This window comes from Rathayibacter sp. AY1E2 (genome assembly GCF_002932325.1).
In the GTDB taxonomy this organism is placed as follows: domain Bacteria; phylum Actinomycetota; class Actinomycetes; order Actinomycetales; family Microbacteriaceae; genus Rathayibacter.
This window is the reverse complement of record NZ_PSVO01000026.1, coordinates 1-16,951: the sequence shown is the minus strand read 5'-3', so window position 1 is coordinate 16,951 and position 16,951 is coordinate 1. Positions and strand designations below refer to the sequence as shown.

The window sequence follows — 16,951 nt, the reverse complement described above, 5'->3', positions numbered from 1 at the left end:
GCAGCCATCAGTTTAGTCGACCGGGGCCGCCCTATCCTTGACGGGTGAAGCCACAGGAGCCGGCGGGCGTCGGACGCGCGGAGCGCACGCTCGCCTACATGTTCATCGCGATCATCGTCGTGACGGTCCTCGCGTTCCTCGCGATCCTGGTCGCCCCCGCGCTCGGGATCCGCGAGTACGCCGGCCCGTTCTGGCAGTTCGTCTTCGCCGTGCCGCTGGTGGGCCTGCCCATCGCGTTCCTCATGATGATCGCGATGCTCATCGTGGGGGTCCGGCGCCGCCGCGCGCAGTCCTGATCGGACGCGGTCTCCTCCTGCCGCACCGCCCTTCGTCAGGCGTTCCCCGCCGCCGAGCCGGCACCGAGCGCCCGGACAACCGACTCCCAGACTCCGTACAGCCGACGGCCAGATACTGTCCTGCATGGACGGACCCCGCATTCTCATCGTCGACGACGAGCCCAACATCAGAGACCTGCTCACCACGAGCCTCCGCTTCGCCGGCTTCGCCGTGCGTGCGGTCGGCAACGGGGCCCAGGCCATCTCGGCGGTCCTCGAGGAGGAGCCGGACCTGATCATCCTCGACGTGATGCTCCCCGACATGAACGGGTTCGGCGTGACCAAGCGCCTCCGCTCGGCCGGGTACACCTCCCCCATCCTCTTCCTCACGGCGAAGGACGACACCGAGGACAAGATCACGGGCCTCACCGTCGGCGGTGACGACTACGTCACGAAGCCGTTCAGCCTCGACGAGATCGTCGCGCGCATCAAGGCGATCCTCCGCCGCACCATGCACGCCGAGGAGGACGCGGTCATCCGGGCCGGCGAGCTGACCATGGACCAGGACACGCACGAGGTCCTCGTCGGCGACGAGCCGGTGGAGCTCAGCCCCACCGAGTTCAAGCTGCTCCGCTACCTGATGCTCAACCCGAACCGGGTGCTCAGCAAGGCGCAGATCCTCGACCACGTCTGGGAGTACGACTTCAACGGCGATGCGGGCATCGTCGAGTCCTACATCTCGTACCTGCGACGTAAGCTCGACACGCATTCGGAGGAATCGCTCATCCAGACCAAGCGAGGATTCGGATACATGCTGAAGGTCGCGAAGGCCTAGCCTCCGCCACCTCGGCGCCACCTCCCGCCGGAGGCGCGGCGCCCGCCGATCCCGAGGGAGTTCCACCGCCATGCACCAGGGTCTGGCCGAGCGGTGGAACTCCATCTCGTTGCGCACCAAGATCACCGCGGTCACGGTCCTCCTGCTCACGCTGGGACTCCTCGTCTCCGGGATCGGGACGATGACGATGCTGAAGCCGCAGCTCGTCGCCCAGCTCGACGCGCAGCTGGCCGACCAGGTCCAGCGGACGGCGAGCGACCTCTCCGTCAACGACCTCGCCGCGATCGACGAGTCCAAGGCCGATTTCGGCGCCGTCTACGACCAGTACGGCACGCTCGACAACACGAACGCGTCCGGCGCGGCCGACCCCGCCTTCCCGCAGACCTTCACCCTCGAGCAGGCGCTGCAGGGCGGCGACAAGCCGATGGAGATCTGGAGCTCGAACGGCAAGGTCGAGTACCACGTCATGTCGACGGTGTTCACGAGGGGCACCGAGTACCAGACGCTCCTGCTCGCGGTGTCGACCCGCAGCGTTGACGTCATCATGACGACGTACCTCACGATCTTCCTCGGCTTCGGAGTCGCGATCGTCGTGATCGGCGCACTCCTCACCCGCCTGCTGGTCACCACCACCTTCGCCCCGCTGCGCGAGGTCGAGCAGACCGCTGCCGCCATCGCGGACGGCGACTTCAGCCAGCGTCTGGACGGCACGACGCCCAACACCGAGGTCGGGCGCCTCAACCGCTCCCTGAACGCGATGCTCGGGCGGATCGACTCCGCCTTCCGCGACCGCGCCCGCACGATCGACCAGATGCGCCGCTTCGTCGGCGACGCCAGCCACGAGCTGCGCACGCCGCTGGTCTCCGTCCGCGGCTACGCCGAGCTGTATCGGATGGGCGCTCTGCAGACGCCCGAGGCCGTCGGCCAGGCGATGGAGCGCATCGAGAAGGAGGCGATCCGGATGGGCGGCCTGGTCGAGGACCTCCTCGAGCTCGCCCGCCTCGACGAGACGAAGCCTCTCGCACTCGCGCCCGTCGATCTGATGCCGCTCGCCCGCGACGCCGCGATGGACGCGATGGCCTCCTGGCCCGACCGCGACTTCGGCGTCGAGACCCGCGACGACACCCCCGTGGAGACGCCCGCGCTCGAGCCCGACGAGGCCGGCGCCTCCGCCACGCAGACCATGGAGCTGACGAACCCCGGGCTCACCGGCCCGATCGCCGCGGCAGGAGCGAGGCTCGCCCGATTCCGCCGGCGTCCGCGCCGGGTCAACGCCGAGGAGATCGCCGCCGGCACCGCCACCGCTCCCGAGGAGCCGGGCGTGCCGGCGATGGTGATGGCGGAGGAGAACAAGATCCGCCAGGTCCTGACGAACCTGATCGGCAACGCCGTCCGCTACACGCCCGAGGACACTCCGATCGAGATCGGCGTCGCCGTCGACCGCTCCCGCCGCCTCGCCCTGCTGGAGGTCATCGATCACGGCGAGGGCATCCCGCCGCAGATCCGCGAGAAGATCTTCCAGCGCTTCTGGCGCGCGGACACCTCGCGGACCCGCGAGACCGGCGGCAGCGGCCTCGGGTTGGCGATCGTCTCCTCGATCGTCGCCGCGCACAAGGGCCGCGTGGACGTCGTCGAGACGCCGGGCGGAGGCGCGACCTTCCGCGTCGCGCTGCCGTTGCTCACGGTCGGCCAGAACGGCGAGACCTCCCCCGCCTCGGTCTGATCCGCACCGCGGTCCGTCTTACCTAGGGGGCCCCTTCGGTCCGAGGTCTCCCGTCGACGTCCGCGAGCGTCACGGATCGATCCGCCCGGGGCGACCGTGACCTCGCGCACCCGGAGTGCACGGCCGCGCGCGGCTCACTCTCTCCTCTTGGAAACCAGCGGGCGGCGAGCCCGCCCGGACCGCTGGAGATGAGACCCGACGCTCGACGGGTGCCGCGTCGCCGGATCCTGCGGAGTCGCGTCCGCATCCGTTCGGCCGACGACATCTCCGCCCTGACCCCGGACGTCGCGACCCGCACCGGCGCCTTCCACGCGCTTCCGGTGCCGGTGTCCGCTGAGGAGACCGAGGCGGCGCGGAGGGCGGTGCCACCGCAGGAGGACCGCCGTTGTGGTCGCGGAGCGGATTCAGAACCACCTGCCGGTTCGGTCGCCTGCTGCTCGCTCAGATGCCTCCGGAAACGCAGAAGGCGGCTCCCCCGGAGGGGAACCGCCTTCTGCGTGGTGGGGGGACGGACTAGAAGTCCATGCCTCCGGTGGGGTCGCCGCCCGCGGCGACCGGGTTCTTCTCGGGCTTGTCGGCGACGACGGCCTCCGTGGTGAGGAAGAGACCGGCGATCGACGCCGCGTTCTGCAGAGCGGAGCGCGTGACCTTGACCGGGTCGATGATGCCCGCGGCGATGAGGTCGACGTACTCGCCGGTCGCGGCGTTGAGGCCGTGTCCGGTGGGCAGCTCGCGGACCTTCGCAGCGACGACGCCGGGCTCCATGCCCGCGTTGAGGGCGATCTGCTTGAGCGGAGCGTCGATGGCGACCTTGACGATGTTCGCGCCGGTCGCCTCGTCTCCGACGAGCTCGAGCTTCTCGAAGGCGAGCTTGCCGGCCTGGATGAGGGCGACGCCACCACCGGCGACGATGCCCTCCTCGACGGCGGCCTTCGCGTTGCGGACGGCGTCCTCGATGCGGTGCTTGCGCTCCTTGAGCTCGACCTCGGTCGCCGCTCCGGCCTTGATGACCGCGACGCCGCCGGCGAGCTTCGCGAGGCGCTCCTGGAGCTTCTCGCGGTCGTAGTCGCTGTCGGTGTTCTCGATCTCGCCGCGGATCTGCGCGACGCGGCCGGCGATGGCCTCGGCGTCGCCGGCACCCTCGACGATCGTGGTCTCGTCCTTGGTGATGACGACCTTGCGGGCCGAGCCGAGCAGGTCGAGGGTGACGTTCTCGAGCTTGAGGCCGACCTCCTCGGAGATGACCTGACCGCCGGTGAGGATCGCGATGTCCTGGAGCTGCGCCTTGCGACGGTCGCCGAAGCCCGGGGCCTTGACGGCGACCGACTTGAAGATGCCGCGGATCTTGTTGACGACCAGGGTCGCCAGCGCCTCGCCGTCGACGTCCTCGGCGATGATCAGCAGCTGCTTGCCCGCCTGGATCACCTTGTCGACGACCGGGAGCAGGTCCTTGATGTTCGAGACCTTGGAGTTGACGATGAGGATGTAGGGGTCCTCGAACACCGCCTCCTGGCGGTCGGGGTCGGTCACGAAGTACTGCGACAGGTAGCCCTTGTCGAAGCGCATGCCCTCGGTGAGCTCGAGCTCGGTGCCGAAGGTGTTCGACTCCTCGACGGTGACGACGCCCTCCTTGCCGACCTTGTCGATCGCCTCGGCGATGATCGCGCCGATCTCGGGGTCCGCGGCGGAGATGGAGGCGGTCGCCGCGATCTCCTCCTTGGTCTCGATCGCCTTCGCGCCGGCGATGAGCTCGGCGGTGACGGCCTTGACGGCCTTCTCGATGCCCTTCTTGAGGCTGATCGGGTCGGCGCCGGCCGCGACGTTGCGCAGGCCCTCACGGACGAGCGCCTGAGCGAGGACGGTCGCGGTGGTGGTTCCGTCGCCGGCGACGTCGTCGGTCTTCTTAGCGACCTCCTTGACGAGCTCGGCGCCGATCTTCTCGTACGGCTCGTCGAGCTCGATCTCCTTGGCGATGGAGACGCCGTCGTTCGTGATGGTGGGAGCGCCCCACTTCTTCTCGAGGACGACGTTGCGGCCGCGCGGGCCGAGGGTCACCTTGACCGCGTCGGCCAGAGTGTTGAGTCCACGCTCGAGGCCGCGGCGGGCTTCTTCGTCAAAAGCAATGATCTTGGCCATGTGTGTTTCTCGTCCCTCCCGGACGTCGTGAAATGTCTGTGCTGGCACTCGACCGGAGCGAGTGCCAAGGTCGATTCTGGCACTCGCGGTGGACGAGTGCAAGCGACCGGCACGCGCTCCGACACGAAGGAGCCGCCGCCCGCACGAGGCGGACGACGGCTCCCGGGAGGCCCGGCGGTCAGGCCGGGCGGACCGATTCGGCCTGGGGGCCCTTCGACCCCGTGCCGACCTCGAACGCGACCTGCTGCCCCTCCTCGAGGACCTTGTACCCCGACATGTCGATCGCGGAGTAGTGGACGAAGACGTCCTGTCCGCCGCCGTCGACCGTGATGAAGCCGTAGCCCTTCTCAGCGTTGAACCACTTGACGGTTCCGTTCGCCATCTCTGTACTCCCCAGTGCTGTGATGCCCGCGGCACGAGCGATGTGCTGGTGCCTGGTCAGGAATACTAATCCGACGATCGGGCCCGGAAGGGGCGGGAGAGGGCCTCGCGGGGAAGAGTTGCCCGGGATTCAACACGGAGGAAACGTGCCCGTAACAGAGGGCCCCGATCAGCCCTGCTCGGAGGCGTAATCGGCCCCCAGGACCACGACGACGGAGCCCGTCTCGACGAAGTCCTGCGAGAGCAGGACGGTCCCCGTCCCGAGCGAGTCGACGAGACCGAGGGCCGCTCCCTCGAGCGCCGGGTCGCTGAAGTAGACGGTCGTGGCGGCGATGTCCTCGGTGTTCGCGTTCGCGACGGTCGGGACGCTCCAGCCGGCCGTCGTCAGCGCGTCGCCGGCACTGGCGGCGAGTCCGACGGTGGCGGTGCCGTTGAGGACGGCGACGGCGAGCTCGGGATCGAGCGTCGCGGCAGCGGTCGGAGTCGCCTCCGCGGTCGCGGTGGGCGGAGTGAACACGTCTGTGAACTGCACCCGGTCGTCGATGACCAGCAGCCCGATGAAGCCGAGCAGGACGATGACTCCGGTGGCGAGCGCGGCCCAGGCGAGCGCGACGGCGCGGGCGTGAGGGGCCGGCGGTCGGCGGTGGGCGCCGACGCGCGCCTCCGTCGCCGGGACCTCGTCGAAGCGGTCTCTCGGGTGCGTGTTCGACATCGGGGGTACGGCCGGCCTTCCGTTGGTGGACTCGAGCAGCTCGTCTACTCGAGGCGCCCGAGGCGTCGCGAGGCGCGGGCGCCGGCGCGCTGGTCGCGGATGCGCTGCAGCCGCGTGACGAGCATCGGGTCGTGCGCGAGGGCGGCCGGAGAGGCGAGCACCGCGCTGAGCACCTGATAGTAGCGGGCGGCCGACAGTCCGAACTGGGAGCGGATCGCGTCGTCCTTGTCCCCGGAGCGGGCCGTCCACTCGCGCTCGAAGGCGAGCACCCGCAGCTCGCGCTCGGACAGACCGGTGCCCGGCCTCGGGTCCGTCGTCCTGCTCATCCCCCCAGGGTAGGCAGGCGCGACGCCACCGCCGGGGAGGCGCTCCGAACGGCTCGTGACCGCGTCGCGGCGTGCCGGCGGGGAGTCTCCTCCAGAGCCCGCGGAGGCGGAATGGAGCCGTCGTCCCGGGGGTTGGACCAGGTGGAGGGGCGCGACCGCCCCCGTACACTGACGAGGATTCCGAGGGAGACCCATGTCGTCGTATTCCGTGAACAAGTCCGACGCCGAGTGGCGCGAGGAGCTCGACCGCGACCAGTACGCGGTCCTGCGCGAAGCGGCCACCGAGCGCCCGTGGACCGGCGAGCTGCTCGACGAGCACCGCTCCGGCCTCTACACCTGTGCCGCCTGCAACGCCGAGCTCTTCAAGAGCGGCACCAAGTTCGACTCCGGCTGCGGCTGGCCGAGCTTCTACGAGTCCGTGAACCCGGACGCGGTCCAGCTGATCGAGGACAGCACCCTCGGCATGGTCCGCACCGAGGTCCGCTGCGCGAACTGCGGATCCCACCTGGGACACGTCTTCCCGGACGGCTTCGGCACGCCCACCGGCGACCGCTACTGCATGAACTCGATCGCCCTGAACTTCCAGGCCGAGGGCGAGTGACCGTGTCCTCCTCCCCCGTGCTCGAGGCCGTCCTCGCGCGCCGATCGCGCTCGAAGGTGACGCCGGAGGCTCCTGGGCACGACGAGATCGCGGCGTTCGTCTCGGCGGCGTCGCGTCTCGCCGATCACAGCTCGCTGCGCCCGTGGCGGGTCATCGAGATCCGCGGCGCCGCCCGCGACCGGGTCGGCCGCAGCTTCGCGGTCGCCTCGGGGGCGAAGAAGGACCCGCGGAAGTACATCGAGAAGACGCACCGCGCCTCCCTGCTGCTGGCCGTCGTGGTCAGCGTCAAGAAGTCGAAGGTGCCGGCCTGGGAGCAGGAGGCCGTCGCCTCGGGCGTCGCCCACCTCCTGAGCCTGCTGCTCGACGAGGCGGGCTGGGGCGTCTTCTGGCGCACCGGCTCCTACACGCGCGACAAGGCCGTGCGGAAGGCGCATCGCCTCGAGAAGGGCGAGGAGCTGCTCGGCTGGCTCTACGTCGGCCGTCCCGACGGGAAGATCGGCGGCCCCAAGCGTCCCGCTCCCGCCGAGCGGCACCTCAGCATCCTCGAGCCGTGAGACGCGGCGGGCCCGGATCCGGCCGGATCCGGGCCCGCGATAGGGTGGCCGGGCGCGCGAGCGCACCTGCCGACGTGGCGCAATTGGTAGCGCACCCGACTTGTAATCGGGCGGTTACGGGTTCAAGTCCCGTCGTCGGCTCAGGAGAGGAGAAGGCCCCGACCGCTGCGTGCGGTCGGGGCCTTCTTCATGCGCGGGGCTCCTGCGCGTCCGCGGCTCAGCCCGCGGCGGCCGGAGTCGGCTCGGAGGAGGCCGGCGCCTCGGTGGAGACCGGGGCGTCGCCGGGAGCCGGGGTCTCGGTCGACGCGGGGGTCTCGGTCGAGGCGGGCGTGTCGCTCGGCGCCGGGGTCCCGGAGGAGGTGGGCGCGGGAGTCGCCGACGAGTAGGATTCGGCGGCGGCCGAGAGCACGAAGGAGCTGAAGGCGTCCGGGTCGGTCAGCGAGCCCGAGTACGCCTCGCCGTTGACCAGGACGGTCGGGGTGCCCGTGACCGCGGGCACGTCCGTGCCGGGCAGCGGACCCGAGGTGGCGCGCTCGGTCGCGGCGCGGACCCAGCTCACGAAGCTCTGGTCGTCGATGCAGGTGTTCACGGCCGCCGTGTCCTCGACGCCGGCCTGCGAGGCGTAGTCCTTCAACTGGTCGTCCGAGAGTCCGTCGGTCCCCTCCGCCGGCTGGTTGGCGAACAGCAGGGAGTTGAAGTCGAAGAACGAGTCGGGCGAGCGGTCCGCGACGCACGCGGCGGCGTTGGCCGAGCGCTCCGAGTACTTGGTTCCGTTGGAGCGGGTCGTGAGGATGGCGATCGGGTGGATCTCGACCGTCGCGGCACCGCTGGTCACCCACTCCTTGATCTGGTCGCCGTTGGTCTTCTCGAACTGGCCGCAGTAGGGGCAGAGGTAGTCGAGGTAGACCCGGATGTCGACCGTGCCGGCCGAGGTGTCGAGCGCGCTGGGGGTGGGCGTCCCGTCGGCGGCGACGGCACCGCTCGTCTGCGCGACCATGTTCTCGCCGATGACGACACCGTCGCTCGCCATGTTCGCCGGGCCCGGGCCCGCGGGGCGGATGCTCGAGGTGACGGCGAAGACCACGATCACGACGACCGCGATCACGACGGCGGCGAGCCCGCCCTGCAGGGCGAAGCGGCTCACGCGGTCGCGGCGCTTCTGCTGCTCGCGCAGGCGGCGCGCCTTCTCTCGGGCGGCCTCTCGTCGCTGGTTCTTCGAGAGACGGTCGTTGGCTCCGCCGGTGGTCATGACAAGAACGCTCCGAATGAGAGAGGGGAAGAAGGGGGTCGCCGGGCGCGACTCGCCGGAATCCTACGCGCGAGCCCTGGGAAACCTCCAAACGACGGATACGCGGTGCCCGACCGACGACTGTCGGCCCCGTGGCATACTGTGACGGTTGGTCGGAGTCGCCCACGCGATGATGACCATCACTTCCATTCACTCGGATCGTCCGGCACGTACCTGCCGGTGAAGGAGCAAGAACAATGGCGTCCGTAACTTTCGACCACGCGTCCCGCGTCTACCCCGGGGCCACTCGCGCCTCCGTCGACAAGCTCAACCTCGAGGTGGGCGACGGCGAGTTCCTCGTCCTCGTCGGCCCCTCCGGCTGCGGCAAGTCCACCTCCCTGCGAATGCTCGCCGGCCTCGAAGAGGTCAACGAGGGCCGCATCCTCATCGGCGACCGCAACGTCACGGACGTTCCGCCGAAGGACCGCGACATCGCGATGGTCTTCCAGAACTACGCGCTGTACCCGCACATGTCGGTCGCCGAGAACATGGGCTTCGCGCTCAAGATCGCCGGCGTCAACAAGGACGAGCGCGCCGCGCGGGTCCTCGAGGCCGCGAAGATGCTCGACCTCGAGCCCTACCTGAACCGCAAGCCGAAGGCGCTCTCCGGTGGCCAGCGCCAGCGCGTCGCGATGGGCCGCGCCATCGTCCGCAAGCCCCAGGTGTTCCTCATGGACGAGCCGCTGTCGAACCTCGACGCCAAGCTCCGCGTGTCCACCCGCACCCAGATCGGCACGCTGCAGCGCCGCCTGGGCATCACCACGGTCTACGTCACCCACGACCAGACCGAGGCGCTCACCATGGGCGACCGCATCGCGGTCCTCAAGGACGGCCTCCTCCAGCAGGTCGGCTCGCCCCGCGACCTGTACGAGAACCCGAACAACGTCTTCGTGGCCGGCTTCATCGGCTCGCCCGCGATGAACCTGTTCCACGCGGACGTCACCGACGGCGGCGTCAAGTTCGGCGACACCGTCCTCCCGATCGCCCGCGAGGCGCTCGCGAAGACGAGCCAGAAGGTCGTCACGCTCGGCGTGCGACCCGAGGACGTCACCGTCTCGACCCAGCCCGGCGGACTGCCGATCGAGGTCGACCTCATCGAGGAGCTCGGCTCGGACGGCTACCTCTACGGCCACACCGAGGTCGAGGGCCGCCGCACCGACATCGTCGCGCGCGTCGACGGCCGCGTGCACCCGACCGCGGGCGACCGCGTGTACGTGACCGCGAACCACCGCGTGCACATCTTCGACGCGGAGTCGGGCGAGCGCCTCTCCTGAGCCTCCTCCTGCACCGCACGCTGCCGCCGTCCCCTCCAGGGCGGCGGCAGCGTCGTCTGCGGCTCCCCCACCGTCCGACACGCGACACGAACGGCGCACCATGTCCGGCTCCCTGAACATCACCTCGGCCACCGTCGACCCGGCCCTGCTCGACCTGCCGTGGAACCTGCGGCTCGACGACTGGCCCGACGAGTACATCGCCGCCCTGCCGAAGGGCATCTCGCGGCACACGGTCCGCTTCGCCCACCTCTCCGGTCACGTCGTCGCCGTCAAGGAGACGACCGCCGAGATGTCGCGGCGCGAGTACGAGATGCTGAAGACGCTGCAGCGCCTCGACGTGCCGTGCGTGGTGCCGGGCGCCGTGATCACGAACCGCACCGACGACGAGGGCGAGGCTTTGCCCGCCGTGCTGGTCACCCGTCACCTCAAGTTCTCGCTCCCCTACCGGGCGCTCTTCTCGCAGACGCTGCGGCCGGACACGGCGACCCGCCTGGTCGACGCGCTGGCGCTCCTCCTGGTCCGCCTGCACGTGATCGGCTTCTTCTGGGGCGACGTCTCGCTCTCGAACACTCTCTTCCGGCGCGATGCCGGCGCCTTCGCCGCCTACCTGGTCGATGCGGAGACCGGGCAGCTCTACTCGGGCGGCCTCTCGAACGGCCAGCGCGAGAACGATCTGGAGATCGCCCGCGTCAACATCGCCGGCGAGCTGCTCGACCTCGAGGCCGGCGGACGCGTCGACGACGACCTCGATCCGATCACGGTCTCCGACGGCATCGTCGCGGCGTACCGCAGCCTCTGGAAGGAGCTGACCGGTGCCGAGTCGTTTGCGACCTCGGAGCGCTGGAGGATCAACGACCGCGTGAACCGGCTGAACGAGCTGGGCTTCGACATCGAGGAGCTCGCGATCAAGACCGACGAGGCCGGGTCGACGGTGCGCATCCAGCCGAAGGTGGTCGACGCCGGCCACCACCAGCGGCGACTGCTCCGTCTCACCGGGCTGGACGCGCAGGAGAACCAGGCGCGGCGCCTGCTCAACGACCTCGACTCGTACACGGCGACCTACGACAAGCAGGGCCTGGACGAGGAGATGGTGGCGCACGAGTGGCTGGCGCAGGTGTTCGAGCCGGTCATCCGCTCGATCCCCCGTGATCTCAAGGGCCGCCTGGAGCCGGCCGAGATGTTCCACCAGCTGCTCGAGCACCGATGGTTCATGTCGCAGCAGCAGGCGCGCGACGTCCCCCTGGCGGAGGCGGTCACCGCCTACGTGAACGACATCCTGCGTCACCGCCGCGACGAGGCGACGGTCATCGCTCCTCCCACCGAGGCGCTGACCCTCCCGAACCTCGTCCTCGACGAGTCCGGCGACGCCGAGCTCACCGACGAGGACGCCGACGTCGACTGGACGAAGAACGTCTGATCCCCCACCACCGCATGAGGGCCCGTGCCATCAGCACGGGCCCTCCTCGCATTCCCCCGGCTCGCTCGCCGCAAGCGGCGCTTCGATCCGCTCGCCGCAGGCGGCGCCCCTGCCCGCTCGCCGAAGGCGGCGCCCCTGACATCCAGACCTGGAGCGCGGGTGCCGGCGCGGTGAGCTGCAAGGCGGAGGAGGAAGCGATACCGGCGGTATCGCGCCCGACGACAACGCCGCAGATCGCCGTGCCGGCGCTCGCGCTGTGAGCTGGAAGGCGGAGGAGGAAGCGATACCGGCGGTATCGCGCCCGACGACAACGCCGCAGATCGCCGTGCCGGCGCTCGCGCTGTGAGCTGCAAGGCGGAGGAGGAAGCGATACCGGCGGTATCGCGCCCGACGACAACGCCGCAGATCGCCGTGCCGGCGCCCGCGCTACTCGGAGGCGGAGCGGAGTTTGGAGATCTCGTAGAGCGCGACCGACGCCGCGATCCCGGCGTTGAGGGATTCGGTGGCGGAGCTGATCGGGATGGAGACGACGGCGTCGCACTGCTCGGTGACGAGGCGGGAGAGGCCCTTGCCCTCGCTGCCGACGACGACGAGGAGCGGCCGGTCGGCGAGTTCGAGGCCGGGCAGCATCACGTCGCCGTCGCCGTCGAGTCCGATGACGAAGACGCCGGCGCGCTTGAAGTCCTTGATCATGGCGGTGAGGTTGGACGCCATCGCGACGGGGATGCGCGCGGCGGCTCCGGCGGAGGTCTTCCAGGCGGCGGAGTTGAGGCCCACGGAGCGGCGCTGCGGGACGATGACGCCCTGGCCGCCGAACGCGGCGACGGAGCGGATGATCGCTCCGAGGTTGCGCGGGTCGGTGATGCCGTCGAGGGCGACGAGGAGGGGGACCGCTCCGCGGGAGACGCTGCGCTCGAGCAGGTCGCTCGGGTGGGCGTACTCGTAGGGCGGTACCTTCAGCACGAGGCCCTGGTGCACGGAGTCGGGGCCGGCGAGGCGGTCGAGCTCCGGGCGCATGACCTCGAGCACGGGAAGGCCGCGGGCGGTGGCGATCTTGAGCGCCTCCTTGACCCGGTCGTCCATCTCGATGCGGGTCGCGAGGTAGAGGGTGGTGGCCGGGATGCTGGCGCGCAGCGCCTCGAGGACCGAGTTCCGGCCCGTCACCATCTCGAAGTCGTCGCCGCTCTTGGGCTTGCGCGACGGAGCGGGGCGCCCCTGTCCGCGGGCGGCCGCGGAGAGGGCTCCGCCGGGGCGGCCCTTGCCGCCTGCGGCGACGAAGCGCTCGCGCGCGAGCTTCGCCTTGCCTGCGGGGTGGTAGGGCCGGTCCTCGGCCTTGGGCGTGGGCTTCTTGCCCTCGAGGGCCTGACGGCCCTGACCGCCGGAACCGACGGCCTTGCCCTTGCTCTTCTTTCGGACCGCTCCGGGGCGGCCGGGCTTATTCGCCATCGAGACTCCAATGCGCACCCGTCTGGGTGTCTTCGATCGTGATTCCCGCCGCGGCGAGATCGGTTCGGATGCGGTCGGCGCTCGCCCAGTCGCGCTGCTCGCGCGCGGTCTGGCGTTCGGCGACCAGGCGGTCGACCAGCACGCTGAGCGCGCGGTACGAGGGTTCGTCGTCGGAGCGCGCCCACTCGGGCGCCTCCGGGTCGATGCCGAGCACGGCCGCCATCGCGAGCACCTGGGTGCGCAGGGCCGAGACGGAGCCGAGGTCCTCGGCGTCGAGGGCGGCGTTGCCGGCGCGCACGGTCTCGTGCAGGACGCCGATGGCCTGCGGGACGGACAGGTCGTCGTCCATCGCCTCGGCGAACTCCTCCGGGACCACCGGCTCGCCGAGCGCGGCGAACCGCGTGCCGTCGAGCCGGCGGCGGGAGCGCTCGAGGAAGCCCTCGATCCGCTCCAGCGCCGCTTCGGCCTCCTCGAGGGCTCCGTCGTGGAACTCGAGGGTGGAGCGGTAGTGGGCCGAGCCGAGGTAGTAGCGGACGACGAGCGGGCGGGCCGCTTCGAGCAGCTCGGAGGCGAACACCGAGTTGCCGAGCGACTTGCTCATCTTCTGGCCGGTGACGGACACGAGGCCGTTGTGCAGCCAGTAGCTGGCGAAGGCGTGGCCAGCGGCGCTGGACTGGGCGAGCTCGTTCTCGTGGTGGGGGAAGCGCAGGTCGAGCCCGCCGCCGTGGATGTCGAACTGGGTGCCGAGGTACTTCGTCGACATCGCGGAGCACTCGATGTGCCAGCCGGGGCGGCCGGCGCCCCACGGCGAGGCCCAGGCGGCCGACTCGGGCTCCTCCGGCTTGGCGCCCTTCCAGAGAGCGAAGTCGTGCGGGTCGCGCTTGCCGCGCGGGTCGGCGTCGGTCGCCGCCTCCATGCTCTCGAGGCGCTGGTGGGTGAGTGAGCCGTAGTCCGGCCAGGACCGCGTGTCGAAGTAGACGTCGCCGGAGTCGTCGGGCGCCGGGTAGGCGTGACCGCGCTCGATCAGGGTCTGGATGAGCGTGATCATCTCGGCGATGCTTGCGGTCGCGCGCGGCTCGTAGGTCGGCGGGAGGATGCCGAGGGCCGTGTACGCGGCGGTGAACTCGAGCTCGACGCGGTAGGCGAGGGCCCACCACTGCTCGACCGGCGCGCCCTCGGGCGCCCGACGCCGCGCGTCCTCGGCGATGGCGAGGATCTTGTCGTCGATGTCGGTGACGTTGCGCACCAGGGTGACCTGGAAGCCGCGGTACGCCAGCCAGCGGCGCAGCTGGTCGTAGGCGAGGGCGGAGCGCAGGTGCCCGATGTGGGGCGAGGACTGCACGGTGGGTCCGCAGACGTACATCCCGACCTCGTTCTCGCGGAGGGGGACGAAATCGACGAGGGCCTGGGCCTTCGAGTCATGCAGTCGCAGAGTCACGCGGGCGAGTTTACCGGGCGGACCGCTCCCGGCCGGGTCGGCGGCTCCGCCCGGGGACTACCGGGCGACAGCGGGGGTGGGGAGGACGAGTGCCGTCGCGGTCGCGGCGACCCCTTCGCCCCGGCCGGTGAAGCCCAGCGCGTCCGAGGTGGTGGCGGCGACGCTGACCGGTGCGCCGAGCAGCTCCGAGAGCAGCCTCTGCGCCTCTTCGCGCCGCGGCGAGAACTTCGGGCGGTTGCCGATGAGCTGCACCGAGACGTTGCCGATGGCGAAGCCGGCGGCCTCCACCAGCTCGCGGGTCGCGCGGAGGAAGACCTCGCCGTGGGCGTCCGCGAAGCGCGGGTCAGCCGTGCCGAAGCGGGAGCCGATGTCGCCGAGACCCGCCGCCGCCAGGAGCGCGTCGCAGATCGCGTGGGCGACCGGATCGCCGTCGCTGTGCCCGGACAGGCCCCGCTCCCCCGGCCAGTGCAGCCCGGCGAGCCAGAGCGGCGACGCGTCGTCGAAGGCGTGCACGTCCGTGCCGATGCCGACGCGCGGCACGACGACGACGGGCGGCGGTGCGAGCACCTGCTCGGCGCGGGCCAGGTCCCAGGGGGTGGTGATCTTGAAGGCGAGCGGATCGCCGACGACGACGATCGAGGGGCCGCCGCGCGAGGCGAGGAGCGCCGCGTCGTCGGTGAAGTCCCCCTCCGCCGAGGCGTAGGCCTCGTCGAGGAGCGCGCGCGGGAAGCCCTGCGGCGTCTGCACCGCGGCGAGCTCGGAGCGGTCCACCGTGCCGAGGATCCCGCCGTCGGCGCGGATGCGCTTGATCGTGTCGGTGACCGGCAGACCCGGGATCACTCCACCGCGCGTCTCCCGGACCGCCGCGATCACCCGCTCGAACTGGTCGACGGGCGTGAGGGCGCGGGCGGCGTCGTGCACGAGCACCGTCTCGACGGCCGGACCGAGCGCCCGGAGCCCCCGAGCGACCGACTCCTGGCGGCTGGCGCCTCCGGCGACGACGCTGACGGAGCCGTCCGGGGCGCCGGCGGCGTGCGTCAGAGCGGCCGTCTCCTCGAGGAGGGCGGCGGGAGCCACGACGACGATCTGGACCGGCTCCGCGAGCAGCAGCACCGTGCGCAGGCTGCGCTCGAGGATCGTCCTCCCCGCGCAGTCGACGTAGGCCTTGGGGCGCTCGCGGCCGAGCCTCGTGCCGCTGCCGGCGGCGACGACGACGACGGCCGCGGTCGGCGCGCCGGCCGGACCGTTCAGGATGCGAGGACCTCGTCGAGGAGCACGGAGGCGGCGTCCTCGTCGGTCTTCTCGGCCAGGGCGAGCTCGGAGACGAGGATCTGGCGGGCCTTGGCGAGCATGCTCTTCTCCCCCGCCGAGAGGCCGCGGTCGCGGTCGCGGCGGGTGAGGTCGCGGACGACCTCGGAGACCTTGACGACGTCTCCGGACCCGAGCTTCTCGAGGTTGGCCTTGTAGCGGCGCGACCAGTTGGTCGGCTCCTCGACGACCTCGGCGCGCAGGACCTCGAACACGCGCTCGACGCCCTCGCGGCCGATGACGTCGCGGACGCCGACCAGGTCGACGTTGTCGGCGGGCACCTCGATGACGAGGTCGCCCTGCGCGACGCGGAGCTTCAGGTACGTCTTCTCCTGGCCCTTGATCGTCCGGGTCTTCACCTCGGCGATCGTGGCGGCTCCGTGATGGGGGTAGACGACCGTCTCTCCGACCTCGAACTGCATGCGACGTCCTTTCAGCGGCGGATAGATTACCATGCGCGCCGAGCGGGACGGGAGTCCGGACGGGCGGAGCCGCGGTGCTCGCTACGCTAGCCTGGTGTCGGCTCGTGCACAGTGAAGTCGCCCTGTCCGGGGCGAGCGGGGCCGACGATCTGGAGGTTCCTGTGAAGGCGCGTATCGCTGCATCCGTCGTTCTCGCGGTCGGCGTCGCCCTCGCTACCGCCGGCTGCAACCTCGTCGCCCCGCAGGCGACGCGCAAGATCTACGACCCGAGCGACGGAGTCGGCGCGACGATCGGCGATCTCGCCATCCGCAACGCGATGATCATCTCGGACGACGGCGAGGCCGGCACCCTGATCGTGACGCTCGTGAACTCCACCGATGAGGCGCTGAGCGTCGAGGTGCAGTACGAGGGCTCCGCGGGCCGCACCAGCGACACCGTCGACGCCGTCCCCGGCCGTACCGAGGTCCGCCCCGACAGCACCGAGGCCGTCCAGATGGACGACATCGACACGATCCCCGGCGGCCTGCTCCCCGTCTACTTCCAGTACGGCTCCGAGCAGGGCAAGGAGCTCCTCGTCCCCGTCCTGACGAACGCCCTCGAGGCCTACTCGACGCTGACTCCCGCGCCCTCCGCGACGCCGACCGTCACCCCGACGGCCGACCCCGCCCGGACCGCGCTCCCCACTCCCACCGCCGAGCCCGGCGTCGACGCTCCCACCGCGGAGCCCTCGTACTGCACCTCGACGCTCAGCGCCTCATCGGTGGAGTTCACGAGCGTCACGATCAGGGTGCCGGCCTCGCCGTCGGCCGAGATG

At 70.9% G+C, this 16,951-nt stretch carries 17 protein-coding genes and 1 tRNA gene; 9 read left to right on the top strand and 9 right to left on the bottom strand.

Annotated elements, in window-relative coordinates; genetic code table 11:
- Positions 1-44 precede the first annotated feature (44 nt).
- From C5C49_RS14780 to C5C49_RS14770, 3 genes are all read left to right on the top strand, one after another.
- Positions 45-296: a hypothetical protein gene (locus tag C5C49_RS14780; protein ID WP_244229474.1), complete on the top strand. Its 252-nt coding sequence runs from the start codon at positions 45-47 to the stop codon at positions 294-296.
- Positions 297-420: 124 nt separating this feature from the next.
- Positions 421-1,110, top strand: a complete 690-nt coding sequence (locus C5C49_RS14775; protein WP_055787731.1) for a response regulator transcription factor — start codon at positions 421-423, stop codon at positions 1,108-1,110.
- A gap of 70 nt (positions 1,111-1,180) precedes the next feature.
- Positions 1,181-2,833 (top strand): HAMP domain-containing sensor histidine kinase, encoded by a 1,653-nt coding sequence (locus C5C49_RS14770; protein ID WP_104224601.1) that lies wholly within the window; start codon positions 1,181-1,183, stop codon positions 2,831-2,833.
- Between the two features lie 513 nt (positions 2,834-3,346).
- Here C5C49_RS14770 and groL read toward each other — a convergent pair.
- The 4 genes from groL to C5C49_RS14750 all read right to left on the bottom strand — a co-directional run bounded on the left by groL (position 3,347) and on the right by C5C49_RS14750 (position 6,388).
- On the bottom strand, positions 3,347-4,969 hold the full coding sequence (gene groL / locus C5C49_RS14765; protein ID WP_104224600.1) for a chaperonin GroEL: 1,623 nt from the start codon (positions 4,967-4,969) through the stop codon (positions 3,347-3,349).
- A gap of 178 nt (positions 4,970-5,147) precedes the next feature.
- Positions 5,148-5,351 (bottom strand): cold-shock protein, encoded by a 204-nt coding sequence (locus C5C49_RS14760; protein ID WP_104224599.1) that lies wholly within the window; start codon positions 5,349-5,351, stop codon positions 5,148-5,150.
- A gap of 168 nt (positions 5,352-5,519) precedes the next feature.
- Positions 5,520-6,062 (bottom strand): LytR C-terminal domain-containing protein, encoded by a 543-nt coding sequence (locus C5C49_RS14755; protein ID WP_104328764.1) that lies wholly within the window; start codon positions 6,060-6,062, stop codon positions 5,520-5,522.
- Positions 6,063-6,106: 44 nt separating this feature from the next.
- On the bottom strand, positions 6,107-6,388 hold the full coding sequence (locus C5C49_RS14750; RefSeq protein ID WP_104224597.1) for a DUF3263 domain-containing protein: 282 nt from the start codon (positions 6,386-6,388) through the stop codon (positions 6,107-6,109).
- A gap of 193 nt (positions 6,389-6,581) precedes the next feature.
- Between C5C49_RS14750 and msrB the strand changes: the two genes are divergently transcribed.
- From msrB to C5C49_RS14735, 3 genes are all read left to right on the top strand, one after another.
- Positions 6,582-6,989, top strand: a complete 408-nt coding sequence (msrB, locus tag C5C49_RS14745; protein ID WP_104255437.1) for a peptide-methionine (R)-S-oxide reductase MsrB — start codon at positions 6,582-6,584, stop codon at positions 6,987-6,989.
- Positions 6,986-7,543 (top strand): nitroreductase family protein, encoded by a 558-nt coding sequence (locus C5C49_RS14740; RefSeq protein WP_104226480.1) that lies wholly within the window; start codon positions 6,986-6,988, stop codon positions 7,541-7,543. Before msrB ends, C5C49_RS14740 begins: the two co-directional genes overlap by 4 nt.
- Positions 7,544-7,611: 68 nt before the next feature.
- Positions 7,612-7,684, top strand: a tRNA-Thr gene (locus C5C49_RS14735).
- A gap of 76 nt (positions 7,685-7,760) precedes the next feature.
- Here the strand turns inward: C5C49_RS14735 and C5C49_RS14730 are convergent.
- Positions 7,761-8,792 carry a thioredoxin domain-containing protein gene (locus tag C5C49_RS14730; protein WP_104346439.1) on the bottom strand — a complete coding sequence of 344 codons (1,032 nt, stop codon included), beginning with the start codon at positions 8,790-8,792 and terminating at the stop codon, positions 7,761-7,763.
- A gap of 236 nt (positions 8,793-9,028) precedes the next feature.
- Between C5C49_RS14730 and C5C49_RS14725 the strand changes: the two genes are divergently transcribed.
- Positions 9,029-10,105, top strand: coding sequence for an ABC transporter ATP-binding protein (locus C5C49_RS14725; RefSeq protein ID WP_104224593.1), 1,077 nt, complete (start codon positions 9,029-9,031; stop codon positions 10,103-10,105).
- Positions 10,106-10,205: 100 nt separating this feature from the next.
- On the top strand, positions 10,206-11,522 hold the full coding sequence (locus C5C49_RS14720) for a DUF4032 domain-containing protein (RefSeq protein ID WP_104226481.1): 1,317 nt from the start codon (positions 10,206-10,208) through the stop codon (positions 11,520-11,522).
- A 426-nt stretch (positions 11,523-11,948) separates the two neighbouring features.
- Here the strand turns inward: C5C49_RS14720 and rlmB are convergent, their stop codons facing one another.
- From rlmB to C5C49_RS14700, 4 genes are read right to left on the bottom strand one after another with little or no spacing between them, the layout of a single operon-like run.
- Entirely contained in the window at positions 11,949-12,968 is a 1,020-nt protein-coding gene (gene rlmB / locus C5C49_RS14715) for a 23S rRNA (guanosine(2251)-2'-O)-methyltransferase RlmB (protein WP_104224591.1), read from the bottom strand.
- Entirely contained in the window at positions 12,958-14,406 is a 1,449-nt protein-coding gene (gene cysS, locus C5C49_RS14710) for a cysteine--tRNA ligase (protein WP_104315193.1), read from the bottom strand. The genes rlmB and cysS overlap by 11 nt, the downstream gene beginning before the upstream one ends.
- Positions 14,407-14,463: 57 nt before the next feature.
- Positions 14,464-15,660: a 2-C-methyl-D-erythritol 4-phosphate cytidylyltransferase gene (gene ispD / locus C5C49_RS14705; RefSeq protein ID WP_104346448.1), complete on the bottom strand. Its 1,197-nt coding sequence runs from the start codon at positions 15,658-15,660 to the stop codon at positions 14,464-14,466.
- A complete protein-coding gene (locus C5C49_RS14700; protein WP_104224589.1) occupies positions 15,654-16,136 on the bottom strand; it encodes a CarD family transcriptional regulator in 483 nt (160 codons plus the stop codon). The genes ispD and C5C49_RS14700 overlap by 7 nt, the downstream gene beginning before the upstream one ends.
- A gap of 161 nt (positions 16,137-16,297) precedes the next feature.
- Here C5C49_RS14700 and C5C49_RS14695 point away from each other — a divergent pair.
- Positions 16,298-16,951, top strand: a 654-nt coding sequence (locus tag C5C49_RS14695) for a hypothetical protein (RefSeq protein ID WP_104346438.1), incomplete at its 3' end; no start/stop codon positions are given.